This window comes from Corynebacterium sp. 401_CJEI (assembly GCF_001076435.1).
In the GTDB taxonomy this organism is placed as follows: domain Bacteria; phylum Actinomycetota; class Actinomycetes; order Mycobacteriales; family Mycobacteriaceae; genus Corynebacterium; species Corynebacterium jeikeium_D.
The window spans coordinates 45,472-59,066 of sequence record NZ_JVIP01000039.1; the positions used below are offsets into that span (position 1 = coordinate 45,472).

The following is a 13,595-nucleotide window of genomic DNA, read 5'->3' on the forward strand; positions in this document are numbered from 1 at the left end:
TTGAAGAACTACTCGCCCTGGAAGAACTTTTCCCAGTTGTCTTCGCTGGTCAAAGATGGCACGGCGGCCCGCCACTGCTTTGCAAGGTCGTCCCACTTGGAGGACAGTTCGCGCATGAGGCTGATGGTCTCGGCGCGCATGGACTTTTCCTTATCCAGGTCGCGGACCAGGTGACGCACTCCATTCTGGGAAGCATCGGTAACCCAGACATCGTCGAAGGTGGAAATGTGCCACCAGAAGGAGTCCTCGAAGGCCACAGCCACCGGTCCCGGGCGCTTCTTACCCATCTGCGTATAAGCCAAACGCTTTGCCATCGTCTTATTTTCGCTGGAGATCTCGTGTGACGGCGGGCGAACTGGGGTCAGACCACCCGGCATCTCGTGCATCGGCAGCAGCTCGGTCTCCGGGAAGTTCTTTCGACCAGCGGAAATGCGAGCGAAGTCGCCCTGCGATGCGTTCTTCAGCACCTCCGGTCCACGCAGCAGGTCACGAACAGCTTCCATCTGCGTCCAGGCCAGACCGTAGCGCATAGAGACTAGGTTCGAGAGGATTCGTCGTGAAGCGACGTTGACCATGTCCTTTGCGGTGACATCGCCGTGCATGGTGGCGGCGATGAGGGAGTTGCGCAGGCCGAAGTACTGGGCGGCGTTTTCGATGTCCTTCCAGTAGAAATCGGCGTGCCAGACGGCTGCGCCCGGAATGGTGTCAGTCGGGTAACCGGCCTTGGCGGCGCGGAAACCGTAGTCGATGTCGTCGTACTGGAAGAACAGCGGCAGCGCCAGACCAATCTTCTTAATGACCTCGGACGGCACCAGGCAGGTCCACCAGGCGTTGTAGTCAACGCCCAGGCGACGCAGCTGGTGGTACTTGCGCACGTCCACGTCGGCATAACCGAACTTGGGGTCGTTCTCCTCGACCGTCAGCGCCTTCCAGTTGTACGTCTCGCCGGTGCGGAAGAGGCTGGTCGGGTTGAACAGGAAGAGCATCTGCGCACCGAGCAGCATCGGCTTTTCCGCGCATACGGCCAGGGCGGATAGGCGCAGGGTGGTTTCGGGCTCGGGGCGGATGTCGTCGTCGGTAAGCAGAACCATGCAGTCGCCCGCAGCGGTGGCGTCGCGCATGCCGCGGGAGAAACCGCCGGCGCCGCCGAGGTTCGGCTGGTGGACAACGTTCAGGCGCTCGCCGAGGATCTCCTTGGCCTGGATGAAGTCGGCTTCGTCGGCCGGGTGCTGTTCGCCCTGGTCAACGACGCGGATGGTGCGAACGCGCTCAAGGGCTGGCAGGTCCTCAGCCAGCGTGGCGACGGTTCGAGCACAGTCAACCGGTCGGTTGTAGGAACAAATGACCAGGTCAGTCGGAATATCGCGCTTGATAGCCGACTTGGGCACAACATAGCGGACATCGGAAATCTTTGCGCCTGCGTCCTCGGTGTCGAAGCGCAGGTGAATGGCACCGCCATCGGCGAAGCGGTCCAGCGGGACGGTCAGACGCACCTCTTCATTGGCAGAACCTGACATCGGCGAGTGCTCACCGGTCCAGTTGCCGTCGGCATCCGAGCCGCCCGCTGCCCAGGAGTCCTCCAAGCGGAGGTGGCCCCCAATATCTTCGGTGTAGGCCAGCACACGCGCGGAACCGACCACGCGCGCACGGATTTCGACCTGCTTAATTGAGGTCCAGCGCTGCCAGTAAGAAGCTCGGAAGCGACCGAAGTAGGTGTCAGTGCGCACCACGGTGTGGCGACCGAGCGTGATCGAGTTACGGGTGGCCTGCACCGAGCTGTCGTAGGCGCCAACGCCTTCGACTCGGTAGTACAAATCCGGCTCCACCCAGTCTGCGGGCGGAGCAAACAGCACGCGCTGAATAGTCAGCATGTCAACATCGGTTTCGGCGGTCAGCTGAGTGGATTCCTTATTAGAAGCAGTCGAAGTCACGTCCCCCAGCGTATCGCGCTATTTCACACGGAAGATGAATACACGCTGAATGATGAAGTTAATTACCGTCGCAACGCCCTGTGCGACGACGAATGCGCCGAACTGTGCCCACTGCGCGTTCCAATCCCAGGCCTCGACAAGCCAGGGCTGCAACACATTAAAGATGCCGACCTGTGTGGCGTAAGTAATCAAGTACAGCACCGCAACTGCCAGCACCTTCTTCGCCGAGGACTTCGACTTGAAGGTCCAGCGGCTGTTAATGATGTACGCCGTAATCGTGCCGAAAACCCAGCCGACCGTCTTACCCCAGAAGTTGGTCGCCCCGAAGGCGTTGAGCATGATGAACGTCAGGCCGAAGTCCACCACCGCCGCGATGACGCCGGAGATGATAAAGCGCATCATCTGCACTTTCAGTCCGTGCTCGTCCTTGGTCTCCGTCGCCATTGGCACTGCGGCCGAGTCCTCTACGACAAATCCGTTTTCGTGGGAGCCGTTTCCGAGCTTGCCGTTGTCGCGGTTCGGGTTTTCATTTGCTGTTTCATTCGCTGACACGCCTAGGAATTCTAGGCCACCGGCCAGCTAACAAACAGCCAGCGCGAACATAAACAGGCAATAAAGAGGAGAAAAATCTAACGTCGCAGCGCCTCACGCAGTAGATCCAGCCGCTCCACCGGCGAGAGCGTATCCTCCCCAGCTAGCCCCAGCGCGCTCATCTCCGCCCAGCTAGCCGCTGCCAATTCCTCCACGTCCTCGCCGGATAGCGGGATGCCCTCGTCGCTCTCCCAGCCGAGGCGCTCCATGACATGCGCCGCCACATCATGCCGTAGCTCATCCGAGGTCAGCGCCGCCAAACACAGCAGCTCCACCAACGCCGCATCGTGCCCGGCCGGGTCTTTCTCGGCGTCCTCTATAGGCAATGCGCGCAATCGCTTAACGACGCTCTCCCCCGCCTCCCCGGTCAATTCCAGCGCGGTTGATTCCGACCTCTGCAGGTCCAGAGCCTGTAACAGGGGCACGAATTCAAACACCCCCGACCGCTCGATGATGTCCACCACATCAGCACGAGCGGTGGCCAACGTATTTTGAATAGAGTCCCGTCCGGTCAATTCCCTATTGATTGCGGCAATATCTACCGGCTCCTCCGCGTCCACATCTCCCAGTGCGCGGATAGAGCCCGAGCCACCGATACACAGGGCATCCGGGGTGGCCTCATCGCGGGCAAAAGCTTCTCTGACCTGCAAGGTATGTTCCCACAAGCCCCACTGCCAGATAAGGGTATCGCCGGGACTTTGCAGCACCTCGGCAACTGTGGTGGACAGGGGAACATCGACGACTCCGACCGCTGCGGGTCTGCCGCCAGTCACCAGCTGCGCCGCAGACTCCACCGCAGAGCCGGGCAAATGGAACTTCGTCGGCACGCTTTCCTCGCCCCACCCAAAGATGACCGCTAACACGCGGGACAGGCTTCGCAGATCCATCTGGTCATTGACCCCGAAGACGCGGTGGGCACTGCACGGTTCTTCCTCTAAAGAGGCACCGATAATGAGCGTGGCCGGTTCCGTGGCCACGCGAACGCCTGGGAAGGCGACTACGTTATCGGTCTGTGCTGCCATACCTCACAGCGTACGCAGGAAAAACAATGTGGCCTGGATGGCAAAAACTCGCTACAATGCGCGCGTTTTTACCAGCGGAATCTGGCGCGGCTCCGCACCCCACGGCTCTACCAAGTACTTGCGACGCAGGCGCTGCGACTCCACCGCGGTCCACTGCGCCACCAGCTCTTCTACCCCGCGGGCAAGCCCCAGCACCGGCCCTGCGACTTCTTCGCCTACATGCGGAAAATCAATCACCTCTACGTCGTTGACCTTGGGGAACCGCGGCTCCGTCAGATTTCCCTTGCCGGGCTTGGCCTTCTCTTCCTTCGCGGCGGCGCGCAGCTGTCCGATGTGGTCACGAATGCCAGCCACCGATGCCGGCAGGTCCACCACCGTGGCCCCTGCCTGTTCAATCGCATGCGATAGCAGGTCCGCCCCCTCAGCGCTCTCTGCACTCTCTGCCGCAGCGTCACCGTCACCATCGCCCGCGGTCACAGACGCAACAAAGCAACCGGTGAGCAGATTGGTGGCGGTCTCCAGGGCTCCGTCGTCAAGCGGATCCACCAGCCATGCACCCGACAACCTCTCGCCTGCAAAGGACGGCGAGAGCTCCACATGCCAAATGACAACGGGCGATGTGGAACTACATACGGCAAGGGTCTGCGGAGTAGCAGCAGGCGTGGAAGTCATGAGGTTGATGGTATCGCGAGTGACGGATCCCACGCGGGGTAGCCTTTATCGCATGTTCGACTTTTTCAAGAAGAAGCCGCGTGAAACCATCAACATGGCCGCCGAGTACACCAACACCCCGCTGTCGAACCAGATGGTCATGCTGTTCGCCGAGGAACTGCCCATCCTCGACAGCAAGGAACGCGCACAGGTCTACCGCGCACTCGAGGCGTACGACGGCCCGCAGATCACCTCGCAGGAAATGCTGCCGGAAGAGATCCGAAAAATTATGGATCTATAGTCTCTCCGTATATTTCGCTTGCTTTCCGACGGCCCGTGCGCGACCTCAAGCGTGACCAACACCTCGGAGCGTCACGGGCGACGGAGCCGGTGCAAAGGGGTAGCCTAGCCTTGATGTCCACTAACACTAACGGCAAGTCCAGCACCGATGCTTCGAACGGTGCCTACGGAGCCGTACACACAGAAGCCAGGACCCTGACCGGTTGGGGTCGTACCGCCCCCGCTAAGTCCCAGGTGCTGTCGACGCCGGACTTGGATGAAATCGTTAACGCCGTCAAGGCTGTCGCAGACCAGAACTCCGACAAGCCTGCCCACCTGCGCCGCGGTGTAATTGCCCGCGGTATGGGCCGCTCTTACGGCGACCCCGCCCAGAACTCGGGCGGTCTGGTCATCGACATGCAGAAGCTCAACAAGATCCACTCCATTGACCAGGAGTCGGCGATTGTTGATGTCGACGGCGGTGTCACGCTGGACCAGCTGATGAAGGCCGCACTGCCCTACGGCCTGTGGGTGCCGGTGCTGCCGGGAACTCGCCAGGTCACTATCGGTGGTGCCATTGGTCCGGATATTCACGGTAAGAACCACCACTCCGCAGGTTCCTTCGGCAACCACGTGCTGTCGATGGAGCTGCTGGTCGCTGACGGCCGTATCCTGCACCTTGAGCCGGAGGGCTCTGCAGACGACCCGGACGGCAAACTGTTCTGGGCAACCGTCGGCGGCATGGGCCTGACCGGCATTATTGTCCGCGCTCGGATCAAGATGACCAAGACCGAGACGGCCTACTTCATCGCCGATACGGACCGCACGAATAACCTCGACGAGACCGTGGCATTCCACTCCGATGGCTCGGAGCACAACTACACGTATTCCTCCGCGTGGTTCGACGTCATCTCCCCGGAGCCAAAGCTGGGCCGCTCCACTATTTCCCGCGGTTCGCTCGCAACCTTGGCGCAGCTGGAGGAATTCGCCCCGAAGCTGGCCAAGGATCCGTTGAAGTTCAACGCTCCGCAGCTGATGACGGTTCCGGATATCTTCCCGAACTTCACCATGAACAAGCTTTCCCTCATGGCTATCGGTGAGGCCTACTACTTCATGGGAGCCCCGGCGCGTAACCAGGTCAAAAACCTCACGCAGTTCTACCAGCCGCTGGACCTCATCGGCGAGTGGAACCGTGGTTACGGCTCCAACGGCTTCCTGCAGTACCAGTTCGTGGTGCCGACCGACGCCGTCGAGCCTTTCAAGGACATCATCCGGGACATGCAGCGCTCCGGCCACTACTCCGCGCTCAACGTGTTCAAGCTCTTTGGCCCCGGCAACAAGGCCCCGCTGTCCTACCCGATGCCGGGTTGGAACGTCTGCGTGGACTTCCCGATCAAACCGGGTCTCGGCGCCTTCCTCGATGATCTGGATAAGCGCGTCATGGAGTTCGGCGGCCGCCTCTATCTGGCCAAGGAGTCGCGCACTTCCGCCGCTAACTTCCACCAGATGTACCCCGAGATGCAGAGCTGGCTGGACACCCGCAATGAGATTGATCCGCACGGTGTCTTCGCCTCTGACATGTCGCGTCGACTGGAACTGCACTAAAAGAACCGAGAGGATTTAAGCCCCAATGATTAATGCTGTAGGCGCTGCCCAGTCCATCCTGCTGCTCGGCGGCACTAGTGAAATCGGTCTGGCCATTACCGCCGAGTTCCTGAAGAAGGGCCCGGCCAAGGTCATCCTGGCTTCCCTGCCGAACGATCCGCTGCGCGAGGCCTCCGCTGAAAAGATGAAGGCCGCCGGCGCTTCCGAGGTGGTCACCCTCGACTTCGACGCAACGGACTTCGACTCCCACCCGGAGGTCGTCGATAAGGCATTTGCCGACGGCGACGTGGACATCTGCATCGTCGCGTTCGGCATGCTTGGCGACGCCGAGGAGCTATGGCAGAACCAGCGCAAGGCCGTCCTGGCTGCGAACATCAACTACACCGGCGCGATGTCGATGGGTGTTCTGGTTGGTCAGAAGTTCAAGGCGCAGGGTCATGGCCAGTTCATTGCCATGTCCTCCGTCGCTGGTGAACGCGTGCGCCGCTCCAACTTTGTCTACGGTTCCACCAAGGCCGGCCTGGATGGTTTCTACCTGAACCTGGGCGAGGCCCTGGAGGAGTACGGCGTCAAGACCCTGGTTATCCGCCCTGGTCAGGTCCGTACCCGTATGTCCGCTGACGTGGACGAGGCTCCGCTAACCGTGAATAAGGAAGATGTCGCCAAGCTCGCGGTGAAGTCCGTCGAGGCCGGTAAGACCCTGGTCTGGGCTCCGCCGGCATTCCAGCTGGTGATGATGGTGCTGAAGCACATTCCGCGCCCGATCTTCAAGAAGCTGCCGATTTAAGAGCGGGTTTCGAAGGACTCGATAGAACTCAGCGGGGCTTGACGGGCTGACGTACCCACCTTTAGCTCCGCCGTTCGTCGGAGTCCGCTTCCTGTGCAAAACTTGAGGGCATGGTAGACAAGCAGGCCGAAACCTCGAGCGCTGACACCACGGGTGCCGACAACACTAGCGCCAACACAACGGGCGCACGATCTTACAGTGAGCTGGTTGACGAAGATCGCTACGAAATCTTCAACGATGACCAGCTCTCCCTCAAGGCTGCTCTGACCTACCTGTTCGCAGCGCTTGTGGGCGGTTCGGTTATCGCTCTAGCGTCCTGGTTTGTGTTCCACCGCCTGTCGCTGCCGGCCTTTGGTGGCTCGCAGCTGACCAGGGCGGTCGCAACAGCGCTGATTGTCATCACGCTGACGCTCACCACCGTCCTGCTGTTTTTCTTCGCCACCAAGGGCAAAGATAATCGCCCCCGGTGGCTAACGTGGTTGACGTATCTGATGGCTTACATGTCACCGGCCATCTTGGTGGTCTCTGCCGTCGGCCTACTGATGGGCTCGACCAGGCTGTGGTTAGACGGTCTGTCTGTCGACCAGGAGTTCCGCACTGAATACCTCACCAGGATGGCCTCGGAGCCTGGCCTGCACGACATGTCGTACATCGACATCCCGTCTTTCTACCCAGCTGGTTGGTTCTTCCTGGGCGGACGCCTGGCCAATATTCTTGGCATTGCCGGCTGGGAGGTCTTCCAGCCCTGGGCGTTGATTACTCTCGCCGCTGCTGGCTGTGTTTTGGTCCCGGTGTGGCAACGCCTGAGTGGCTCCCTGCCCGTGGCCACTGGCATTGCGCTGACAACCACGGCGGTCGCCCTGGCGACTGTCGCCGATGAGCCCTACGCCGCAGTCGTTGCTATGGGTCTTCCGGCGATGACCGTGATGGCCTGGCGCGGTCTCACCGGCGCCTGGTCCGCCATGTTTGGCGTGCTCGTCTTCCTGGGTATTTCTGCGACTTTCTACACTCTTTACACTGCCGTAGGCGCGCTTATTGTGGTCGTGTTGGCCGTGGTCGCGTGGACGTCGTCAAGCTCTTGGATGCCCGTAGTGCGCCTGATCATTATGGGCGTGGGGTCGATGCTGATTGCGGCGACGGTGTGGGGTCCGTACATGCTGGCGGTTGCGACGGGGGCACCGCGCTCGGGCGCGACAGCGACGCACTACCTGCCCCCGGAGGGCGCGCAGCTGCCTTTGCCGATGCTCGCCGCCAGCGTAATCGGTGTGCTGTGTTTCATCGGCGTCGTGCGCATGCTGGTCAGCGCCACGGAGCCGGATGCCCGCGCGCTCGGCCTGGGCACGCTGGTGCTCTATGGCTGGGTAGTTGCCTCGATGGTGGCGACGCTGCTCGGACGCACGCTGCTGGGGTTCCGCCTCACCGCACCGATTACGTTCATGTTGATTGCGGCTGGTGTGGTCGCGCTTGCCGACGCCCGTCTCAACGGCATCGAGAAGTATTGGCCGCAGGCGGCACCAGCTCACATTGCCAAGCGCGTTTCCGCGGTAATGGCGGCAGTCTTGCTGCTGGCGGGCATTGGCTACGCGCAGTCGATTCCGAATAAGTTGCATGGCGCCATCGACTTGGCGCATACCGACACCGACGGTAACGGCGAGCGCGCGGACCGCTTCCCACCGAATGCCGGGGCGTGGTACTCAGCGGTGGACCAAACGCTGAAGGAGGCCGGGCTCGATCCGGCCCAGACAGTGGTGCTGACGGATGAGAAGAATTTCCAAGCACTCTATCCCTGGTATGGATTCCAGGCACTGACCAGCCACTACGCTAACCCTCTGGGTGAGTTTGACCGCCGTAATCAGGCATTGGAGGAATGGTCGGAGATTCGCGATCCCGATGAGCTCGTACAGGCCATGGATGAAACGCCGTGGCGCGGACCGGATGCCATTGTGCTGCGGGGCGAGGTTGAGACACCTGATGGCGAGGATGCCGCTCCACTGACGTTGGACATCGCGGATGATATCTATCCGAACGATCCGAATGTGGTCTTCCGGAGCCTGAATTTTGCCCGCTCTGCATTTGAGAAGCACTGGGAGCTAAACCAGGTCGGCCCGTTCGTAGTGGCGGTTCGCAAGTAGGTATTGGGCGGCTATCCCCTGCTGTAAACGTGATTCCTGTTACTAATGTGGAAACTGTGATGTAACTTTCGCGTTGCAAACTCAAAGAAAAACGCCAATTACCGTAGTATCTTTCCTTGTGACTGCCGAAACTAAAGAAATCAAAGAAAGTGTCGACGGCTCACCCGAAGTGACCATCGACCGCGTGGAGAGACCGCCTATGGACGGCCCCTCTCCTACGACACTGACTCGTTGGACAGCGATTATCGCTGGAATCGTCGGTTTCATTTGCTTTGTCATCACACCGTTCCTCCCGGTCGTGAATACTCAGTCCTCCGTGTCTTGGCCTCAGCGCGACACACTGAACTCAGTGGATGCACCGCTTATGGCGCAGGCACCGTTGGATCTGAGCATCGATCTGCCTCTGTCGCTGACGGATGAACTCTCCGACAAGCGGACAACCCTGTTGTCGACTATCCCCCCGACCGCGGATAAGCCGACCAAACGGGGCCTGATGGTGCGTTCGGGCAAGGACGGCCTCGACGTCATTCTGCGCGACAGCGTGGTGATGAGCCTGGATAAGAAGGAGCTTGCCAGCAACAAGGGCAAGATCCTGGAGATCCGCTCAAACGAGCATGAGACCACCGTCAACATCGACGGCGCCAAGAACTCAGATGGTGAGAAGCTCACCGCCACCACACACGGCGATTACCGTCCGCAGGTCACCGGTATCTACACTGACCTGCCCGCTGACGGTGACGCGGCCAAGGCCGTAGCCGATGGACTCGATGTCCACATGAACATCGACTCCCGCTACACCTCACACCCGACAGTGGTGAAGTACATCGTCATGTACTTGGGTCTGCTTCTGACGCTGGCTTCCCTGGTCGCGTTGGCTCGCATTGACCGTATCGACGGTTCCCCTTTCACTCCGCTGTTCAAGCGCGGTGCGTTGAAGCCGACTCCGCTGGACATCCTGGTCGGCACGATTTTGGTTGTTTGGCACTTCATCGGTGGCAACACCTCCGATGACGGTTACATCTTCACCATGGCGCGCGTCTCCGACGAGTCGGGCTACATGGCGAACTACTACCGTTGGTTCGGCGCTCCTGAGTCACCGTTCGGCAGCCCTTACTACGACCTGCTGTCGCTGATGGTGAAGGTGTCCACCTCATCTCTGTGGATGCGACTACCGGCGCTGCTGTCCGCACTGCTGGTGTGGTTCATTATTTCCCGAATGGTTATCCCGCGCCTCGGCGACAAGATTGCCCAGCGCCGGGTGGCCTACTGGTCTGCTGCTGGTGTGCTGTTGGCCTTCTGGCTGCCGTACAACAACGGACTGCGCCCGGAGCCGGTCATTGCGCTGGGATCCCTGCTGACCTGGGTATTCATCGAGCGCGCAATTCTGACTCGACGCCTGCTGCCAGCTGCAGTCGCAGTGGTTATCGCCACGCTGGCACTGGGCTCGGGCCCAACGGGCCTAATGGCAGTTGCTGCCCTGCTCGCAGGCATCCCGATGCTGGTGCGCATTGTCGTTGAGCGCCATAAGGCTCTCGGTGGTGGTTGGCAGGCCCCACTGATGCAGATTGCACCGTTCCTGGCTGCGGGCACCGCCATCTTGGTCGGTGTCTTCGGCGACCAGACTTTGGCCACGGTCCGCGAGTCCATTCGCGTCCGCAGCATCATCGGCCCGTCGGAGCCTTGGTACAACGAGTACGTCCGCTACTACTGGCTGGTGCTGCAGTCGGTCGACGGCGCCTTCCCACGTCGTTTCCCGGTTCTGATTGCACTGGCGTGCTTGACCATCACGATTGCCGCGCTGCTTCGTCACCGCACCGTTCCGGGGGCTCTGGCCGGCCCGTCGGCACGCCTGGTGTTCATGTTCATCGGCACCATGTTCTTCCTGACCTTCACGCCGACAAAGTGGACGCACCACTTCGGCGTATACGCGGGCATCGCGGCTTCCCTGGCAGCACTTGCCGCCATGGCCATTAGCCATTGGGTAGCAGGTAACCCGCGCAACCAGCTGTTCTTTGCCGGTGGTATCACCTTCATCCTCGCTTTCTCACTGATGGGCATTAACGGCTGGTGGTATGTGTCGTCCTACGGTGTGCCGTGGTTCGACAAGACCATTCAGTTGCGCGGTCACCAGCTGGGTTCAGCAGTATTGGCTCTGGCCTTGCTACTGCTGCTGGCTGGTGCCGTAATGAACTTCGTCCAGGAGTTCCGCACCAAGCCGAAGTCGCAGGAAAAGTCGGCACGCGCGCGCCGCATCAATGCAGTTGCATCGTCCCCGATTGCGGTGACGACGCTGCTGGTGACGATGTTCATGGTGGCTTCGCTGGGCAAGGGCGCAGTATCGCAGTACCCGGCATACTCGGTCGCCGCTGGTAATATCCGCTCCTTGGCTGGTCAGACATGTAATATGGCGAGCGATGTGCTGATGGAAACCGATCCGAACGATGGCTTCCTGAATACCGTCGATGGCAAGCCGCTAGCGGAATCGCTGCGCGGTGGCGGCAAGAACCGTGGCTTCGACCCGAACGGCGTCCCGTCTAATATGAAGGCCGAAGCTGTGGACACCAGCCAGAGCCAGGCAAGTACTGCCGACACTGATGATCAATCTACTGATCCGGAAGCCACAGTTGAGGGCGGTTCCGCGTCGGGCACCGACGGCGGCAAGCGCGCCGACAAGGGTGTCAACGGCTCGCAGGTCGAGCTGCCATTTGGCTTGGATCCGGATAAGGTGCCGGTGCTTGGCTCCTACTCCGAGGACATTCAGCGTCCTGCAAGCCTGGAAACTTCCTGGTTCCAGCTGCCTGAGATTGACGAGGACCACCCGCTACTCGTCGTATCGGCGGCCGGCCGTATCTTCCACCACGACATCAACGGTGTGGCTCAGCAGGGTCGCAAGCTGGTGGCAGAGTACGGTCGCAAGGGCGGCGACGAGGATGGCTTCGAGGTCCTCTCCGAGTCGGAGCCGATTGATATCGGCCCTGCTCCGACCTGGCGTAACCTGCGCTTCCTGACCGAGGAGATCCCAGAGGGAGCGACCGCTGTGCGACTGGTCGCGGAGGACAATGACGTCTCCGAGGATCAGTGGCTGGCACTGACCCCGCCGCGCCTGGCCGAGCTGCAGTCGATGACTGATGTCATTTCGCCGGAAACTGCGACTATCCCGGACTGGCCGGTTGCCTTCCAGTTCCCGTGCCAGCGTCCGTTCGACCACTACGCAGGTGTCGCAGAGCTTCCGGAATACCGCATCACTCCGGACCGTGGCCTGAAGGTCGTCGGTGCAGATGTCTGGCAGTCGGTCGATGGCGGTGGTCCGCTCGGATTCTCCGACGCTGTGAATGAGGCTACGTCCGTACCGACTTACCTCAAGAACGACTGGCGCCGCGACTGGGGTTCCGTCGAGAAGCTCTCGCCACGTCCGAATAAGGACAAGGTCAAGCCGGATGTCGCCGAAATTGAGTATGAAGATATCACTCGCTCGGGTCTATACTCGCCCGGGAAGATGATTGTGAAGGATCCCTAGGCGAAAGAGCCTCGGTGCCTCCTTCACCTAAGGAGCCCGAGTGACTGCACAAACCCGTTCCATCGTTGTCGCCGCAATGGTTGTGACTGACCCGGTGGGGCGGGTTTTGTGCGTTCGTAAGCGGGGTACGGATACGTTCATGCTGCCCGGCGGCAAGTTCGAGCCGGGTGAGTCCGTCGATAACCCGGAGGTCACCGCCGCGCGCGAGGTCTCCGAGGAGCTCGGCGTGGACATCGAGCTATCGCTGTTGCGTCCGTGGAATATCGCCCGCGCAGCCGCCGCCAACGAGGCGGGCTTCGAGGTCGTCGGCCACCATGTGCGCTATGTCGGAGAGTTCACCGACGAGTTGGCAAACGTTCAGCCCCATGCCGAGATTGAAGAGGTCCGCTGGCTCGACCCCTGGCTGCCGACCGGGAAAATCGCCCCTATGCTGGCCGAGACTACTCTGCCGAAGCTCCGCGAAGAGCTGCCGCAGCTTGCCGCTGGCCGTGAACAGCCACAGCGCGCACTGTCGTCACTAACTGTTTTCTGCGGCTCCGGCTTCGGCAACGATCCCGCCTGGCGCGTCACCGCCGAACGTCTCGGCCAGACACTCGCGGAAAATCGGGTGGAGCTCGTCTACGGTGGCGCGGCGATTGGTCTTATGGGCACGGTTGCTAACGCAGCGCTTGACGACGGCGGCAGTGTCACAGGTGTCATCCCCGAGGTCTTGGTCAAGAAGGAAATTGCCCATCCGCGGCTGACTCACCTGGAAACTGTTGCGACTATGGCCGATCGAAAGTCGCGCATGTATGAGCTCGGCGATGCTTTTGTTGCACTCCCCGGCGGTGCGGGCACACTGGAAGAGTTCTTCGAGGTGTGGACCCAGCAGCACCTGGGGATTCATGCCAAGCCAGTGGCGTTGCTGGGACCTTCGGGCTTCTGGGAGCCCCTGTTGGCGCTCCTGCGCAAAGTTGTGGATGCGGGGTTTGTGCGACCGGAGCTTCTCGATGCGCTTATCGTCGTCGACGACGTCGACAAGCTCCTGCCTGCGTTGATTGCGTGGCGTGCGGGGCGGACGAAGTTTTAGCCTGCCCCCAG

General features: G+C 60.9%; 10 protein-coding genes. 6 read left to right on the forward strand and 4 right to left on the reverse strand.

Annotated elements, in window-relative coordinates:
• Positions 1–8: 8 nt before the first annotated feature.
• The 4 genes from ADM64_RS08575 to ADM64_RS08590 form a co-directional block, all read right to left on the reverse strand.
• Positions 9–1,931 (reverse strand): glycosyltransferase, encoded by a 1,923-nt coding sequence (locus ADM64_RS08575; protein ID WP_016421829.1) that lies wholly within the window; start codon positions 1,929–1,931, stop codon positions 9–11.
• A gap of 18 nt (positions 1,932–1,949) precedes the next feature.
• Positions 1,950–2,483, reverse strand: a complete 534-nt coding sequence (locus ADM64_RS08580; protein ID WP_053093006.1) for a GtrA family protein — start codon at positions 2,481–2,483, stop codon at positions 1,950–1,952.
• Between the two features lie 77 nt (positions 2,484–2,560).
• Complete coding sequence (locus ADM64_RS08585) at positions 2,561–3,544, reverse strand: hypothetical protein (RefSeq protein WP_049193889.1); 984 nt, start codon at positions 3,542–3,544, stop codon at positions 2,561–2,563.
• Between the two features lie 51 nt (positions 3,545–3,595).
• A complete protein-coding gene (locus ADM64_RS08590) occupies positions 3,596–4,249 on the reverse strand; it encodes a hypothetical protein (protein WP_049193890.1) in 654 nt (217 codons plus the stop codon).
• A gap of 19 nt (positions 4,250–4,268) precedes the next feature.
• Between ADM64_RS08590 and ADM64_RS08595 the strand changes: the two genes are divergently transcribed.
• From ADM64_RS08595 to ADM64_RS08620, 6 genes are all read left to right on the forward strand, one after another.
• The gene (locus ADM64_RS08595) at positions 4,269–4,496 is read left to right on the forward strand and encodes a hypothetical protein (protein WP_005510976.1); all 228 of its coding nucleotides are present in this window, start codon (positions 4,269–4,271) and stop codon (positions 4,494–4,496) included.
• Positions 4,497–4,609: 113 nt separating this feature from the next.
• On the forward strand, positions 4,610–6,079 hold the full coding sequence (locus ADM64_RS08600) for an FAD-binding oxidoreductase (protein ID WP_049193891.1): 1,470 nt from the start codon (positions 4,610–4,612) through the stop codon (positions 6,077–6,079).
• 25 nt (positions 6,080–6,104) lie between these two features.
• Entirely contained in the window at positions 6,105–6,866 is a 762-nt protein-coding gene (locus tag ADM64_RS08605; RefSeq protein WP_049189783.1) for a decaprenylphospho-beta-D-erythro-pentofuranosid-2-ulose 2-reductase, read from the forward strand.
• Positions 6,867–6,976: 110 nt separating this feature from the next.
• A complete protein-coding gene (locus ADM64_RS08610) occupies positions 6,977–8,998 on the forward strand; it encodes a galactan 5-O-arabinofuranosyltransferase (RefSeq protein WP_049193892.1) in 2,022 nt (673 codons plus the stop codon).
• Positions 8,999–9,116: 118 nt separating this feature from the next.
• Positions 9,117–12,515 (forward strand): arabinosyltransferase domain-containing protein, encoded by a 3,399-nt coding sequence (locus ADM64_RS08615; RefSeq protein ID WP_049193893.1) that lies wholly within the window; start codon positions 9,117–9,119, stop codon positions 12,513–12,515.
• A gap of 40 nt (positions 12,516–12,555) precedes the next feature.
• Positions 12,556–13,584, forward strand: coding sequence for a TIGR00730 family Rossman fold protein (locus ADM64_RS08620; protein WP_049193895.1), 1,029 nt, complete (start codon positions 12,556–12,558; stop codon positions 13,582–13,584).
• The last annotated feature ends 11 nt before the right edge of the window (positions 13,585–13,595 follow it).